The organism is Listeria booriae, assembly GCF_000766865.1.
Taxonomy (GTDB): Bacteria; Bacillota; Bacilli; order Lactobacillales; family Listeriaceae; genus Listeria_A; species Listeria_A booriae.
The window spans coordinates 57,690-74,301 of the sequence record NZ_JNFA01000003.1; the positions used below are offsets into that span (position 1 = coordinate 57,690).

Sequence of the window (16,612 nt, forward strand, 5' to 3'; positions counted from 1 at the left end):
AAGAGAGGTTGGACGGCACATGGAAAAAAACTTGATTGTTCGCGGTGCGCCGCAGGAATTTGAATGTAAAATTGGAGCTTGGAATGACTTGGAAGGGCATTTGGCGCGGCGGAATGTGACGCGTGTTCTCGTTGTGCACGGCGGTGTTTCGTGGGAGAAGGCAAGACGGTTTTTTCCTGAGCTTGCGGATGTAGTGGCTGTTTTTGAGCAGTATCGCGGGGAATGTTCGTTTGAGGAGCGGGACCGGATTGCGGAACTTGCGACGGCGGCGAATGTGGATGCGATTATTGGCGTTGGTGGCGGGAAAGTCGCGGATTTAGCGAAAGCAATTGCGGTACATTTGGAACTGGCGGTCGTTATTTTGCCAACGCTTGCTGCGACGTGTGCGGCTTGGACACCGCTTAGTGTGATGTATGACGCGCATGGCGAGATGTTGCAATATGACATTTTTGCGCGGAGTAACGGGCTTGTCTTAGTTGATCCTGAGGTGATTTTAGATTCGCCAGTGGAATTGATGATTGCTGGAATTGGCGACACGCTCGCGAAATGGTATGAGGCAGACGTGATTATTTCGCAACTCGAAGAACGGTCAGTCGAGATTGATATATCATTATATACTGCAAAACTTTGTCGGGATATTTTACTGGAATCGAGTGCTGCGGCGCTTCAGTCCATGCGTGAAGGAACGCTGAGTGAGGCGTTTGTAAAAGTGGTCGAGACGAATATTATGGTCGGCGGCATGGTCGGCGGATTTGGCGATGATTACGGTCGAACTTCGGGTGCACATTCGATTCATGACGCGTTGACAGTACTTTCAGAGACACATCATTTGCTGCACGGGAACAAAGTTGCGTACGGCGTTTTTGTGCAATTAATGTTGGAAAACAGGCAAGGCGAAATCGCCAAATTAGTTCCGTTTTATACAGAGCTTGGCTTGCCAACGAGTTTGAAGGATATGGGGCTTTCTGATTTATCAGATGAAGCATTGGTTCGCGTCGCGGAACGAGCAACAGCACCAGATGAGACGATTCATTTGATGCCGGGCGTGATTACCGCGGACATGGTACTGGCGGCGATGAAAGACTTGGAGTTGTTTATTGCGAGTTTGGAGATTAAGTCGAAATGATAACTAATACATCGTTTGGTAGCATACCACAAAAATAGACAATAAAAAGGAGCAAAGCAGTTCACCATACTGCCTCGCTCCTTTTTGATTTATAAAGAATTCTGTAAAAGCTTCTGCGCATTCTCAAAAAACAGCTTTTGTTTAAACTCCGCAGAGTACAAATCCGTGTCTTCCAACACTTTAGCCAAGCTCAATACTGCAGGCGTTGGCGTGTAAGGCGTATCAGACGCATACACGATTTTCTCAACATCTATAAAATCCATCAATGCCGGCAATTGTTGTGGTAATACAAATCCTGCCACATCAAAATATAAATTTTTCATAACATCCTTAAGGTTCACTTGCGCGTCTGTTAATGCAGGATTCAGCGCTTGTGCTAAACCAACACGTTCAACAAGTAGCGAGAGAACGGCGCCACCATGCGGAATAATGAAACGAATATTGGGGTAGCGAGTGAAGATTTCATTTTGAAGCATATTCATTACTGTGCGTGTTGTATCAAAGAAGAACTCCATAATCGGTGTTGGAATCTCTCCAGCAACGTTTTTGTCACGTGTCCACGGTTCGTTAGGGTGAATAGCAACAATAGCAGATCGTGCATTCAACTTAGCCATAATCGCGTCCAACCTCGCATCACCAAGATAGACCCCATGTGCGTTTGTCGGAAGTGTAAAGCCAATCGCATGTTGCTCATCTAACGCAGTATCAATGGTTTCTAAGCTTGCTTGGATGTATGGAATAGGCAACGATGCAAAAAAGCCAATCTTGTCTGGGTAGGTTGCTTGTTGAAGCGCGCCGTAGCTGTTCACTTCTTGAATCAGGGCAATCGTACTTTCCTTTTCGCCGGTATTAGGGTGGGGAGAAGAAATCGAAATAACGGAATAATCAATATTAGTTTGTGCCATAATATCTAGCGTTGTCTCAATTTCATACGCTGGCGTTTTGACACCATCGCCCAAGTCGTCAAAATAATCGTGCAGAAATTGTTTGTAGCCAGGGGAAAGATAATGCGCATGTAAATCAATTTTTTTGTAAGTCATTTGTTAAACCTAAACCTCCTTTTAACGGAAAAGCGCCATTAGTGTTGTTGTAAAGCCTTCAGGTTTCTGAATGTAGCCTAGATGTGCACCTGGAATATCGTAAATAGGTAAATCTAAATAATCACTGATACCATGCATAACGTCTTGAGGGAACGAACCTTTTGAATCGGTACCATTTAATAATCGGATTTTGTTACGGTGTTGTTTGAAAGCATTAAAATCTATTTCACGACTAGTATATTGGCGAATTTCATATCGGAACCAATAATCCATACCTTGCACTTCAGGGTTGTCCATATCACTTAAATCAACGCCAGGTCGGGACATCATTTTTTGGTCTAATTCTACAGTACGCATAGCTGCCGCGAATTTTTCCATACCAAGGGCAAAGTTTTCTGTTAAAGCAATAGTCACAATTTCAGCGTTTATGTCTTGCCATTTCTTCGCATCAGGCAAAAGTGTGTTGATAGGTGATTCATGGAAGGCTATTTGCTTCACAATCTCAGGAAAATCTTGCAATGTCTCCATGGCTACAATAGAACCTGATGATGATCCCATGATGAATACCTGTTCTTGACCACTTACGGCTTGTGCTAATGCTGCAACATCAGCGGCATCTGTCTTCAAGCGGTATGTACTGTGTATATCAGTCACTTCCTGTGGCATATCTTCGGTTAACTTGCTTTGACCAAAACCGCGACGATCATAAGTAACGACAGTAAAATGCTCTTTCAAGAACATGCTAGCAGGCTTAAAAATGTCACCAGTTCCATTAGCTCCAGGGATTAAAATTAAAGTAGGTCCTTGTCCAGCTGTTTCATAAAATAAATTTGCTCCATCACGTGTTAAAATTGCCATAATATAGCGCTCCTTCTAAACTTTTTGTAAACCAACGTCAAAAACTCATGCCATGAGTTGAATGATTTATAAACGTAGTATACACTCATGATATGAGTTAGTCAACATATTGTATTTTAGGGGGCGGAGAATAATATGAAACGTCGAGGATTGACGCGTGAAGTAGTTTTAGAAAAGGCGCTAGAAATCGCTTATCAAAAGGGATTTCGCGAACTTACCTATAACGGATTAGCGCGTGAACTTGCTGTACAACCACAATCACTCTATCGATGGGTTAGTAATATTGCGGATGTTAAAAGCAGTGTTTTGGCCAATTATTTGGGTAGTTTAGTAGATGCGCTCCAAGCAGAGTTAGAGAATTATTCTGGGAAAGAGGCGTTAGTAATTTTTGCGAAGCGTTTTTCTGAATTTGTAGAGGCAGACTCGATGGATCGTTTCAATGTGATAGATATATTAAGCGGTTTGACGGAATATGGGGATATAGAAATAGTGAACGAAGTATTGGTGAATTTGCGGGAACTTGGGCTTAAATCGGTGAGGGAGCTAACGAAGGATCCGGCTAAGACTCATTTGAACGAGTTACTTTTTCTGAATGTTGTCATTGGATATATCACACTGGCGAGCACGGGGCTACAACCAGCGGATTCCAAACATGCTTTTCAAGAAAATATTCAACGCATTATCGCGTTATTCTGACTCGCTAAAACTTAATTATTTTCTTCAAAATAAAGCAACAAAAAATCACGAAACAATGTTTCCGATGGCGACATGTTTCGTTTTTTTGTCGTGATAATCCCAACCGAGCGCCGTAATTCCTGATCCATCAACGCAATGCTTCGAGTCTCTTTAAAAATCGCCCCATCTAAAATCATCTCTGGCAAAATGCTAATGCCAAGCCCAGCCCCAACTAACCCCTGAATCGTATGGAAATCGCGGCTTTGAAAAATAATCTCCGGCGAAAATCCCTTACTTCGCGCAGATTCGTCCACCAAATGATACAAATCAAAATCTTGCGGGTACAAAATAAACTTCTCCTCCGCCAAGTCTTTCAGTGCTACGGAATGTTTCTTTGCTAACCGATGCCCGCTCGGCACAATCAATTTCAATTTCTCATCAAAAAAACGATGCGGCATAATTTCCTCATTTTCCTCAGGAACGGGGGACAAAAACGTCACGTCTAAATCGCCAGCAATCAACATTTGCTTTAAATCACGATTCGAACCTTCCATAAACTGATACGTAATTCGCGGGTATTTTTCACGAAACGCTGAGATGACGGCTGGTAATACTTTCGTTGCAATCGAGTTTGGTAAACCGACGCGGATTTCGCCAATTGTTGGGTCAGCATATTCTTCGACGATGGCTTGCGCTTTTTGCAGTTCGTTTAGTGCGATTTTGGCTTGTTTTAAGAAATCCTCACCTACTGCTGTTAGTTGCATATTGCGGCCGATACGGTCAAACAGCTTGATTCCCAGCTCTTCTTCTAATTTCGTTATCTGTCTACTGACGGCAGATTGCGCAACGTGTAATTCCTCCGATGCTTGTGTCATATGTTCTGTGCGCGCGACCTCAATAAAGTATTTTAATTGTCGTAATTCCATAACGTATCTCCAATCTATCTCAAAACGAGATTGTTTTATTCTATTATATATATTGTTTCGATAAATGAAAAGTATTAGAATAGACATTACATCAAAACGTTATAAGTTAGAAAAAACTGGGTACTAATAAAGAAGCGGCCTACATAATCATAACTTAAATTATCTGAAATCTTAAAATACGAGTTTTGCGGTCCGAGGAGGAATTAGGATGAAACAGACAAATATGCCTGAAAAACATGGATTGTATGATCCAAAAAACGAACATGACGCTTGTGGTATTGGTTTTGTGGCGAATATTAAAGGGCGCTCTTCGCATAAAATTGTCGAACAAGGAATTCATATGCTTTGTCAGCTGAAGCATCGCGGTGGGGAAGTTGGCGGTGATACAGGAGATGGTGCGGGAATTCTTCTTGAAATTTCTGATGATTTCTTCCGCAATGCTTGTGTCGAAATCGATATTGTGTTACCTGAAAAATACCATTATGCAGTGGGAATGTTTAATTTCCCGCAAAACACGGAGCAACGTAAAATTTTGCAGGCGGCGACGGAATGTTTTATTGAACAAGAAGGGCAAACGTTCTTGGGATGGCGCAAGTTGCCGACGGATGTGACGAAGGTTGGTCTAGGCGCGCAAAAAACGGAACCGGCTGTGTATCAGCTTTTCGTGGCGAAAGATGAGGCGCTGGATGAGGAAGCGTTTGAACGAAAATTATACCTTATTAGAAAACAAGTGGAGCGTTTTGCGGTAGGCGATGCGCGGATTACGGAAACGTTTTATGTGCCGAGTTTGTCGACGCGGACGGTTATTTTTAAAGGGATGTTGACGCCGGAGCAAATCAATCAATATTATTTGGACTTGGCGGACCCTGCGTATACGTCGGCTTACGCGCTGGTGCATTCACGTTTTAGTACGAATACGTTTCCGAGTTGGGAACGGGCGCATCCATATCGTTATTTGATTCATAATGGCGAAATCAATACGCAACGCGGGAATTTGAACTGGATGAAAGCGCGGGAAAAACGTGCAGAATCACCTTTGTTTGGGCAAGACTTGGCGAAGCTGTTGCCAGTTGTAGACGAGAGCGGGAGTGACTCGGCGACGCTTGATAATGCGCTGGAGTTTTTAGTGCAGACGGGACGGTCGTTGCCACATGCGGCGATGATGCTGATTCCTGAACCTTGGGATAAAAATAAAGCGATGACGGATCCGAAACGGGCATTTTATGAGTATCATAGTGCTTTGATGGAGCCATGGGACGGACCGACATCGATTTCATTTACGAACGGTCGCGTGATTGGGACAATTTTGGATAGAAATGGGTTACGTCCAGCGCGCTATTACGAAACGAAGGATCACACGATTATTTATTCTTCGGAGACGGGCGTTGTGCCTGTGGAATCGGAGGAAGTGATTCGCAAAGTGACGGTTGGAGCGGGAACGATGCTTTTAATCGATTTGGAAAAAGGCGAGATTATTTCGGATGATGTGATTAAATCGGAATTGACGACGGAAAAACCGTATCGGGAATGGCTGGATCAAGAGATGACGGAAATTGGGACATTGACGGATCAGGACCGTTTGGAGTACATTTCGTTGAATAAGAAGGATTGTTTCAAACTGCAACGAGCGTTTGGCTACACGCAGGACGAGTTGAGCAAAATCTTGATTCCGATGGTAACGGAGAAAAAAGATCCGACTGGCGCGATGGGTTATGATGCGCCGCTAGCTGTTCTTTCTTTCCGACCGCAGTTGTTGTTTAACTATTTCAAACAATTATTTGCGCAAGTAACAAATCCGCCAATTGACGGGCTTCGTGAAGAGTCGGTTATTTCGACGATGACGTTGCTTGGAAATGAAGGCAATATTTTGAATCCGACGGCTGTAAATGCGAATCGAATTCGTTTGGAAACACCGATTTTATCTCGGAAACAGTATGCTTCGATTGCGTTACAGAAAAAATTTGCAAAACCGACCGCGTTTATTAATGCGTTGTTTAAAGCGGAGGACAAAGAGAATTTGGCGGAAGTTTTGGCAGCACTTTTTGCAGAAGCGGATGCGAAAATTGAGGCTGGCGCTGAGCTTTTAGTTATTACGGATGACGGTACGAATGATGCGTTTATCGGGATTCCGGCGCTGTTAATCACGAGTGGATTGCATCATCATTTGGTACGAAAAGGAACACGAACAAAGGTTAGCTTAATTGTGAAAACGGCTGAGGCTCGCGATGTTCATCATTGTGCGATGCTGATTGGTTATGGCGCCGATGCGATTTTCCCATATTTGGCGATTGATGTGTTCGCGAACTTGATTAAAGATGGCCGTATTAAAGGCTTTACGGTGGATGAGGCGGAGTCACGCTATATTCAGGCGATTACGGACGGGATTTTGAAAGTGATGTCGAAAATGGGTATTTCTACGGTGCAAAGTTATCGTGGTGCGCAGATTTTCGAGGCGATTGGGATTGGGAATGATGTGATTGCGGATTACTTCCCAGGAACGGCTTCGCAACTTGGTGGGATTCCACTGGAAGTCATTGCGCAAGAGTCTTGGTTGCGTCACCGCGAGGCATTTCACGATATTGGTTTCCAAGAATTCACGCTAAACACTGGCGGTGAATATCAATGGCGTTCCAACGGTGAGTATCACGTGTTTAACCCGCTTGCGATTCACTCTTTGCAGTCAGCAACACGCGAGAATAACCGCGAAACGTATGATTTGTATTCCGATTTGATGCAGAACCAAAATAACGCGTTTTTGCGGGGGCTGTTAACATTTAATTCCCACGGGCGCAAGCCGATTCCGATTGAGAAAGTAGAGCCGGCAGAAGAAATTTTCAAACGGTTTAAGTCGGGGGCGATGTCTTACGGGTCGATCAGTCAAGAGGCGCACGAGGCGTTGGCGATTGCGATGAACCGGATTGGCGGCAAAAGTAACAGCGGTGAAGGTGGCGAAAATCCAGATCGGTTTGAGCGAGATGCAAACGGAGATTGGCGTCGGAGCGCGATTAAGCAAGTTGCATCAGGACGTTTCGGTGTGACAAGCCATTATTTGGTGAATGCGGACGAGCTGCAAATCAAGATGGCACAAGGCGCGAAACCGGGAGAAGGCGGTCATTTGCCTGGCGAGAAAGTCTATCCATGGATTTCGAAAACGCGCGGATCGACTACGGGCGTAGGGCTCATCTCACCACCACCGCATCACGATATTTATTCCATCGAAGATTTATCCCAACTGATTTTCGACTTAAAAAATGCCAATCATGACGCGCGAATCAATGTCAAACTCGTATCAAAAACGGGCATTGGCACGATTGCAGCAGGCGTTGCGAAAGGGTTTGCCGATGTTATTTTAGTAAGCGGATATGAAGGCGGGACGGGAGCCGCGGCGCGAAGCAGTATTCGCCACACGGGTGTTCCATGGGAAATCGGACTTGCTGAAACGCATCAAACATTGTTGCTTAACGGCTTGCGAAATCAAGTCGTTGTCGAAACGGACGGAAAATTGATGACCGGAAAAGACGTACTTGTTGCAGCAATGCTCGGCGCTGAAGAATACGGTTTTGCAACAGCACCACTCGTAACACTTGGTTGCGTGATGATGCGCGTTTGCCATATGGATACGTGTCCGGTTGGCGTAGCGACGCAAAACCCTGAACTTCGTAAAAAATTCGGTGGCTCCGCTGATTATGTCGTGAATTTTTTCAACTTTATCGTGGCAGAAATGCGCGAGACGATGGCTGAACTTGGATTCCGCAGTTTGGAAGAAATTATTGGCCATAAAGAATACCTAGAAACACATGAACGCAAAGAATCTCATTGGAAAGCGAAACATCTTGATTTTTCCAATATGCTATACACAGATGAATTTTACCAAAAGCAAGTCCAGTTCTGTACGAAAGAACAAGATCATAAAATCGACCAAACATTGGATATGCGCGAGTTGAAAGCTGTTGTGGCGCCGGCGATTGAACGCGGGGAGAAAGTGACAGGACGGTTTGCTATTCGCAATATCGATCGCGCGGTTGGAACGATTACGGGTTCTTATGTCAGCAAGAAATACGGCGCGGCAGGTTTGCCAGAAGACACGATTGACCTTACTTTTGCGGGGGCGGCGGGTCAGAGCTTTGGCGCTTTTGCTCCAAAAGGAATGACGCTACGTGTCGAAGGCGACGCCAATGATTACTTCGGAAAAGGACTATCAGGCGGGAAATTAATCGTTTCCCCAGACGCCCAAACTCCAATTGTAGCGCATGATTCGGCGATTGTCGGAAACGTCACATTGTATGGCGCAACAGGAGGCGAAGCTTACATTCACGGAAAAGCCGGCGCTCGTTTTGCCGTTCGTAATAGTGGCGCAGACGTTGTTGTCGAAGGCATTGGCGATAACGGTTGCGAATACATGACAGGCGGAACGGTCGTTGTACTCGGCGAAACCGGAGAAAATTTTGCAGCAGGCATGTCTGGCGGTGTGGCGTACATCCATAGCCCAAACAAAGCCATTTTCGAAGCAAAAGTAAATCAAGAACTTGTGACATGTCGCAGCTTGATGACACCGCGTGAAGAAGCGAAATTGCGCGAGCTAATCGAAAACCACGTGCGCTACACAAACAGCGAGTTCGCCCGCAACATTTTAGCCAATTGGGAAACCGAACGCAGCAACTTCGTCTTCGTGATTCCAAACGAATTCGAACTCATGCTAAACCGTATCGAAAAACTAGAAGGCGAAGGCCAAACACATGACGACGCAGAATTACAAGCGTTTTATGAACATAAAGATGGAAACTTGAACCGTCTTGTCCAACTTTAAAAAAAGGAGCTGACCAACCATGGGAAAAGCTACAGGATTTATGGAATACAATCGCATTCCAAGTCCAGTCCGCGATCCGAAAAAACGGACGCGCGACTGGAATGAATATAGTTTACCGATGCCAGAAGTCGATTTACAAATACAAGCGGCCCGTTGTATGGACTGCGGTGTCCCATTTTGCCATACCGGTGAAGAAATAAAAAACGGCGTCTCTGGTTGCCCGCTACACAACCTAATTCCCGAGTGGAACGACGCTGTATACCGCGGCGAATGGCGTGAAGCGCTAGACCTGCTTTTAAAAACCAATAATTTCCCAGAGTTCACCGGTCGCGTCTGCCCAGCACCGTGCGAAGGCTCCTGTACCGTAGCCATTTCAGAACCAGCAGTCGGCATCAAATCCATCGAAAAAGCCATCATTGACCGCGCATTTGAAGAAGGCTGGATTAAACCCCAAGCCCCACTAAAACGCACAGACAAGCGCATTGCCATCATCGGCTCCGGCCCAGCAGGTTTAGCGTGCGCCGATCAACTAAACAAAGCCGGCCATACCGTTACCGTTTTTGAAAAAAGCGATCGCATCGGTGGGCTACTCATGTACGGCATTCCAACGATGAAGCTAGAAAAAGACTCCGTCAACCGTCGCGTGAACCTAATGGCCGAAGAAGGCGTTGAGTTCGTTACCAATATCGAAGCCGGCAAAGACATCACGATGGAGCAGCTACAAACCGAATACGATTCCGTCGTGCTAGCAACAGGCGCAGGCAATGCCCGTGACGTCCAACTTCCAGGCCGCGATGCCAAAGGAATTCATTTTGCGATGGACTATTTAACCCAAAGCATCAAGGACAATCTCGACAACAACGGCGTCCAAACCATGTCAGCAGAAGGCAAAAACGTCATCGTTATCGGCGGTGGCGACACAGGAGCCGACTGCGTTGCAACAGCCTTACGTCAAGGCGCCAAAAGCATCTACCAATTCGGACACCGCGACAAGCTCCCAGATGCCCGCACCATCAAAAACCCATGGCCACAATTTCCAAAAGTATTCCAAATGGATTACGCACACAACGAAGCCAAAGCGGTTTACGGCGATGACCCCCGTCAATACCTAGTCAGCACAACCGAATTCATCAAAAATGATCGTGGCGAACTGACTGGCCTGCGTACAATTGACGTAGACGACATCGACGCTGAGCGCAACATCAAACCAGTACCGAATTCCGAGAAAATTTGGGATGCGGATATCGTATTAATTGCCGTCGGATTCGCAGGCACAACCAAATCAGTATTCGAAGACTTCCAAGTAGCAAAAACAAACCGTCACACAATCGATGCTAGAAAAGGTTTTTACCGTACCAACGTAGAAGGCGTCTTCGCATGTGGCGACGCAAGATACGGCCAAAGCCTTGTTGTAACAGCGATTAACGAAGGAAGAGAAGCCGCCCGCGAAGTAGATTTCTATTTAATGGGCGAAACATTCTTACCATGATAAAAAATCTGTCGACCTCCAGTAGCGTAAAAACTAGGGGACATCGACAGATTTTGTTTTTGCTTAGGGGGAGAAAGGGGTAGGATGGTTTTCGAGGAGGCGAAAAAAATAAGTAGATCCAAAAAAGACAAATTTCTTGGAGGTCGACAGATTTGGGGTGTTGAGGTATGATGGGAGTAAGAGTTGAGAGGGTACCTGTTTTTATCTAAGTAATGTGTAATGTAAATAGAAGAAACAATGAAAAAAGCTTCTGATGATTTATCAGTTTTTATCTAAGTAATGTGTAATGTAAATTGGGAAAAGTAACGGATGAACAATTAGCGCTGTTATGTGTTTTTATCTAAGTAATGTGTAATGTAAATCAATTTGAACCAGGTCTTTATCTTCTCTATCGAAATGTTTTTATCTAAGTAATGTGTAATGTAAATAGTAAAACAGGATTCAATCCTAATAAACTCAATCCAGTTTTTATCTAAGTAATGTGTAATGTAAATAAGCTCCAGTGCTAGTTAGGTATGTACGGATTGACAGGTTTTTATCTAAGTAATGTGTAATGTAAATTGAAATTAATGCGTATCTTGAACAAAATGGGAGCTTGTTTTTATCTAAGTAATGTGTAATGTAAATTCTATTGTTCAGCGTGGATATATCTTTATAGCCACGTTTTTATCTAAGTAATGTGTAATGTAAATATATCTAAAATGGATAAGTTGCTTCTCTTCATCGTGTTTTTATCTAAGTAATGTGTAATGTAAATTTTGATGCATCGGAAACATACTTAAGCCAAGTTGAAGTTTTTATCTAAGTAATGTGTAATGTAAATGTTATTATAATGCGAACGTTCGTTCTAAACCTCTCAGTTTTTATCTAAGTAATGTGTAATGTAAATGCTTCACCTTGTCGCGGTTCTTCCGTCCGAATTTACGTTTTTATCTAAGTAATGTGTAATGTAAATAATGAAGACACATTGAAAGAGCTTTATAAAGGTGCTGTTTTTATCTAAGTAATGTGTAATGTAAATAAATCTGAAAACAAAAATTACGAATTAGGAACAAGGTTTTTATCTAAGTAATGTGTAATGTAAATCCGCTTTATGTCTTCCAACTTTTCATAATCCAAGATGGGTTTTTATCTAAGTAATGTGTAATGTAAATAAATATGGCGGTTTGAAATAGAAACCGATGCCGTCAAGTTTTTATCTAAGTAATGTGTAATGTAAATAGGGACATACCTGTTATAGCACCAACGCTATTCACCGTTTTTATCTAAGTAATGTGTAATGTAAATTTGGATATGAGTTAGGAGGAATTTACATGATAGGGGTTTTTATCTAAGTAATGTGTAATGTAAATGCGTTTACGGCGCTACAAGAGCAAAAAATAAACAATGTTTTTATCTAAGTAATGTGAAATGTAAATTTTCAAATGTGGTACACCTGTTGGATTGACAGTCGCAGTTTTTATCTAAGTAAAGTGAAATGTAAATCGATTAAATGATTGTGTATGACCTAAAAACTTGATCGTTTTTATCTAAGTAATGTGAAATGTAAATATGAAGAAAGCAGATAGCAGGCCTTCCGTTTGCGGTTTTTATCTAAGTAATGTGTAATGTAAATAAAAAAAGAAGAGTCAATTGCTCTTCTAGGTTTTGCGTTTTTATCTAAGTATTGTGTAATGTAAATTTCTCTTTTTATAGCTGCCCTAATTGTCATCAAAGTTTTTATCTAAGTAATGTGGAACATAATCCCCAAAGAAGGAGAGACACCAAATGACTGTGGAAAAATTAAAACTACGAGTCACCATAGACAGACCTATCGGATTTAAAGACGGCTACGGAAATACCTACCCAATAAACTACGGATTCGTTCCCGGTGTCATAGCCGGAGATGGCGAAGAACAAGATGTTTACATAATTTCTAAAAATGCAACAACTCCACTCGACGTATTTGAGGGAATACTCGTCGCGGTCATACACCGGAAAAATGATACCGAAGACAAGTGGGTAGTTACCTCAAAAAATGAATTATTATCCAAACAAGAGATATCTGAAAAAACGGATTTTCTAGAGCAATACTTTGATTCCGTTATCGAACTCCTTTAACAAATACAACGGTATAAACGCTCACCTTCTCGTAAAATACCTAAATAAAAGATGAATCACTATTAAAAACAGCACACTAACCATGAAAAGACCACTCGATACCCAGTCCATAAAAAGGCATACAAATACTAAAATTACGAGAACCACAAAACCAACATAGAATATAATATTTCTGTTCATCATCTGCCTCCTCAAATGTATTCGCTTACAAACAATATATTACATTACCACCATGAAACCGTCAATGCCGGATTTAGACTAAACCTACACAAATAATCCAATTTTTATCCTCTCCTGTCAAATTCATGACACAAACCAATGCTATACTAACCCCAACACACAAGGAGGATGAAAAAATGAAAAAAGCAATAATCTACATCGGGATATGCATCGTACTAATCAGCATCGCATCACTATTCACACAAACTACCAAAGGCGAAAAAGTAACTGGCAAAGAATCCGACAAACGAATCAACTACGCAAAAAGCGACTTCACATTCCAAGTCACCCCAGAAACCTTCGCACTCTCCATCACCAAAGACGGCAAAACCGAAACCATTTCAGAACCGCAGAAAAAACGCAATATTAGCAATTTTAAACAATCAGCCACAGAAGCAAGCTGGGACTATCCCGACGACAAAATCCACGTAACTCTCAAGAAACAAGGCGATTCCCTCGACGTTAGCATCCATTCCACCAACCCATCGACCAGCAAATTCGAATGGCCAAGCGTCAACGCACCGACCTACACACTACCAATCGCAGAAGGCAAGCGCATTCCACAAAACGACGCTGATTGGAAAAAACATTTTGCCGACGAATCCGAGCAAACCATGAACGAACTATTCTCAATGAAATTTTTCACATTAAATAAACCCAGCTTTGCGGTTTCCTTCATCATGCCCGATATGTACAACAATGACCTCGTTTTCAAAGCCGAACCCGCGATTCATTTCAGCGCGATCCACACATTCCCATCTATTAACAAAGACAAGAAATACGAATACAAAATTTTTATAACCGACAATAATCCCGTATCCATCGCCAAAAACTATCAAAACTACATCAAAGACACAAACCAGTTCAAAACACTCGAACAAAAAGCAAAAGAAAACCCCGAAATCCGCAAATTATACGGAGCGCCACACGCCTATCTTTGGAACACACGCGTTTTAACAGCCGCGGACATGAACTGGCAACAACTAAAAGCCAACATCGACAACCCATTGTTCCCGTGGATAAGCGAACTCCTAACGAAATACAATCCAGACGGCTCTGAAGAATTCCAACAAGCACTCACAAATATCGCAAACGGAGAAATGTACGCCTACGAGAAAAATGTTGTTTTAAACGCTTTCCAATATATTTTACAACTACCGCAACTCTACAACAAAACCATTTTCAAAAATCCGGACGCGGCGGCACAAGCTTACATTGACAAAGGCGTGAACAAACTACACGAACAAGAGCTTTACGACTTGAACAAACACCTAATTTTCAGCCATATTTCAGGTCTTACAAAGCCACTAAACACGTGGGGCGACTCCAACGCGACCGATATCATCGAAGAAATGCACGATGCAGGCATCAAGAAAGCGTGGATTGGCCTACCAAACTGGGTGAACGGCCTAATGAATCCGAAATCAGTAGACACCGCGGTGAAAGCCGGCTATCTTCTAGGCCCTTACGACTCCTACCAATCCATCCAAGAAAACCCGAGCATCGACTGGAACACCGCCTCATTCCCAGACAAGACCTTATACGAAAACGCAACCGTTGAAAATGAACAAGGTAAAAAACTGACTGGTTTCTTAGGGCTAGGCCGCAAACTAAATCCAGCCGTTGTTTTCGATGCCGTAAAAACACGCGTAGATGGCATTTTAGCAGACGATATTGCTTTTAATACGTGGTTCATGGACGTAGACGCAGCAGGCGAAATTCATGACGACTACTCCAAACAGCATCCAACAATACAAAGCGAAGACGTAGCAGGCCGCATGAAACGGATCGGCTTTTTGAATAAGAAAGGGCTTGTGGTCGGTTCAGAAGGCGGGAATGATTATGCATCGGAGCACATTAGTTTTGCGCACGGCATTGAGACACCAGTCATAAAGTGGTCTGATCCCGATATGCGTGAAAACGAGGACAGCGAGTATTTCGTAGGAAAATATGCATCCATGGACGGCTCGATTCCAACAAAGTACAGCAAAATAGTGCCAATAAAAGAAGAATACAAAGCAATATACACAAGTCCAGTCTATTCCTTACCATTATTCAAACTAGTATATAACCGTTCCGTCATCACAACGCACCATTGGGAATGGGACAGCTACAAAATCAAAGGACAAACAGGCGAGCGCCGCTTAAAAGAATATTTATACAACACGCCACCAATGTTCCATCTTGATGAAGCCAACTGGAAACTGCATAAAAAAGACATCATCAGCAATTCGAAAAGCTGGGAACCATTCCAAAAAGAAGCATTGCAACATGAAATGAGCAGTTTTGAAGTGTTGGATAAAGAACGCCTTGTTCAGAAAACAACATTCGGCGCGAATCTACAAGTCATAGCGAATTTCTCGAACAAGAATTTTGAGTACGAAAAGAAAACCATTCCTGCGAATAGCGCGATAATTGTGCAAAACGGGAAGAAAAATATAATTTCTACAGATAATCTAGATTCGTAATAACAGGAAGAAAATCTGTCGACCTCCAGTAGTGCAAAATAATGGGGGCATCGACAGATTTTTGTTATGTATTGATACTAAAGAGGTTAAGCCTGTTTTCGAAGTTTGGGCTGTAAGGTTTGAGGGCAATAATTTAGCATTTTGTTGTCGGTCGACAGATTTGGGAGTTTGAGGTATGATGGGAGTAAGTGTTGATGGGGTACCTGTTTTTATCTAAGTAATGTGAAATGTAAATACACGACGTGAATACATCTCAAATTATACAGCTAGGTTTTTATCTAAGTAATGTGAAATGTAAATTATGGAGAGGGAGATTATAAGATTGCTTTTCGTGCGGTTTTTATCTAAGTAATGTGAAATGTAAATCAGGGTGAAGTGCTTACTTTTGTTACAGGTCGTTACGAGTTTTTATCTAAGTAATGTGAAATGTAAATAAGGTAAAATCTCCGCAATGATAAACGACGTCATCGGTTTTTATCTAAGTAATGTGAAATGTAAATTTCGAATTAATGACGCTGGTAAACCGTACTCTGAGTTTTTATCTAAGTAATGTGAAATGTAAATATCGTGTTTAAACACTTCAAAGTCATAAAATATCATCGTTTTTATCTAAGTAATGTGAAATGTAAATATTTGCTGGATGGATGATGGTTGATTATCTAGGTCGTTTTTATCTAAGTAATGTGAAATGTAAATCAACGAATACTAAAAAGTGAATCATTGTTAGCCCTTGTTTTTATCTAAGTAATGTGAAATGTAAATTAACCACCTCCTCCAACTTCTGCGCGTTGAGGATTTAGTTTTTATCTAAGTAATGTGAAATGTAAATATAAACGGGCTGACATTTTTAGCAGTGTTAAATTCAGTTTTTATCTAAGCAATGTGAAATGTAAATGATTACGAT

Annotated in this window: 8 protein-coding genes, 1 pseudogene and 2 CRISPR repeat arrays (1 of these 11 running past the window's edge); of the genes and pseudogenes, 6 read left to right on the forward strand and 3 right to left on the reverse strand. The window is 42.5% G+C overall.

From position 1 onward, the window contains the following. Window positions 1-19 precede the first annotated feature (19 nt). Window positions 20-1,126, forward strand: a complete 1,107-nt coding sequence (locus EP57_RS01590) for an iron-containing alcohol dehydrogenase family protein (RefSeq protein ID WP_036083565.1) — start codon at window positions 20-22, stop codon at window positions 1,124-1,126. An 89-nt stretch (window positions 1,127-1,215) separates the two neighbouring features. Here the strand turns inward: EP57_RS01590 and EP57_RS01595 are convergent, their stop codons facing one another. Beyond that, window positions 1,216-2,166: an amidohydrolase family protein gene (locus EP57_RS01595; RefSeq protein WP_036083567.1), complete on the reverse strand. Its 951-nt coding sequence runs from the start codon at window positions 2,164-2,166 to the stop codon at window positions 1,216-1,218. A 21-nt stretch (window positions 2,167-2,187) separates the two neighbouring features. Beyond that, window positions 2,188-3,024 (reverse strand): alpha/beta fold hydrolase, encoded by an 837-nt coding sequence (locus EP57_RS01600; RefSeq protein WP_036083569.1) that lies wholly within the window; start codon window positions 3,022-3,024, stop codon window positions 2,188-2,190. A gap of 135 nt (window positions 3,025-3,159) precedes the next feature. Here EP57_RS01600 and EP57_RS16300 point away from each other — a divergent pair, with 135 nt between their 5' ends. Beyond that, window positions 3,160-3,720 carry a TetR/AcrR family transcriptional regulator gene (locus EP57_RS16300; protein WP_052167471.1) on the forward strand — a complete coding sequence of 187 codons (561 nt, stop codon included), beginning with the start codon at window positions 3,160-3,162 and terminating at the stop codon, window positions 3,718-3,720. An 11-nt stretch (window positions 3,721-3,731) separates the two neighbouring features. Here the strand turns inward: EP57_RS16300 and gltC are convergent, their stop codons facing one another. After that, window positions 3,732-4,625: a glutamate biosynthesis transcriptional regulator GltC gene (gene gltC, locus EP57_RS01610; RefSeq protein ID WP_036083570.1), complete on the reverse strand. Its 894-nt coding sequence runs from the start codon at window positions 4,623-4,625 to the stop codon at window positions 3,732-3,734. 208 nt (window positions 4,626-4,833) lie between these two features. Here gltC and gltB point away from each other — a divergent pair, with 208 nt between their 5' ends. The 4 genes and pseudogenes from gltB (at window position 4,834) to EP57_RS01630 (ending at window position 15,708) form a co-directional block, all read left to right on the forward strand. After that, complete coding sequence (gene gltB, locus EP57_RS01615) at window positions 4,834-9,432, forward strand: glutamate synthase large subunit (RefSeq protein WP_036083572.1); 4,599 nt, start codon at window positions 4,834-4,836, stop codon at window positions 9,430-9,432. A gap of 19 nt (window positions 9,433-9,451) precedes the next feature. Then, the gene (locus EP57_RS01620) at window positions 9,452-10,921 is read left to right on the forward strand and encodes a glutamate synthase subunit beta (protein ID WP_036083573.1); all 1,470 of its coding nucleotides are present in this window, start codon (window positions 9,452-9,454) and stop codon (window positions 10,919-10,921) included. Between the two features lie 197 nt (window positions 10,922-11,118). Beyond that, window positions 11,119-12,666: direct repeats of the CRISPR family, unit length 30 nt; unit sequence GTTTTTATCTAAGTAATGTGTAATGTAAAT. Window positions 12,667-12,676: 10 nt separating this feature from the next. After that, window positions 12,677-13,021, forward strand: a pseudogene (locus EP57_RS01625) (inorganic diphosphatase); the annotation flags it as partial. 356 nt (window positions 13,022-13,377) lie between these two features. Continuing rightward, window positions 13,378-15,708 (forward strand): glycoside hydrolase, encoded by a 2,331-nt coding sequence (locus EP57_RS01630; protein ID WP_036083575.1) that lies wholly within the window; start codon window positions 13,378-13,380, stop codon window positions 15,706-15,708. A gap of 205 nt (window positions 15,709-15,913) precedes the next feature. Further along, window positions 15,914-16,612: direct repeats of the CRISPR family, unit length 30 nt; unit sequence GTTTTTATCTAAGTAATGTGAAATGTAAAT (it continues 57 nt past the right edge of the window).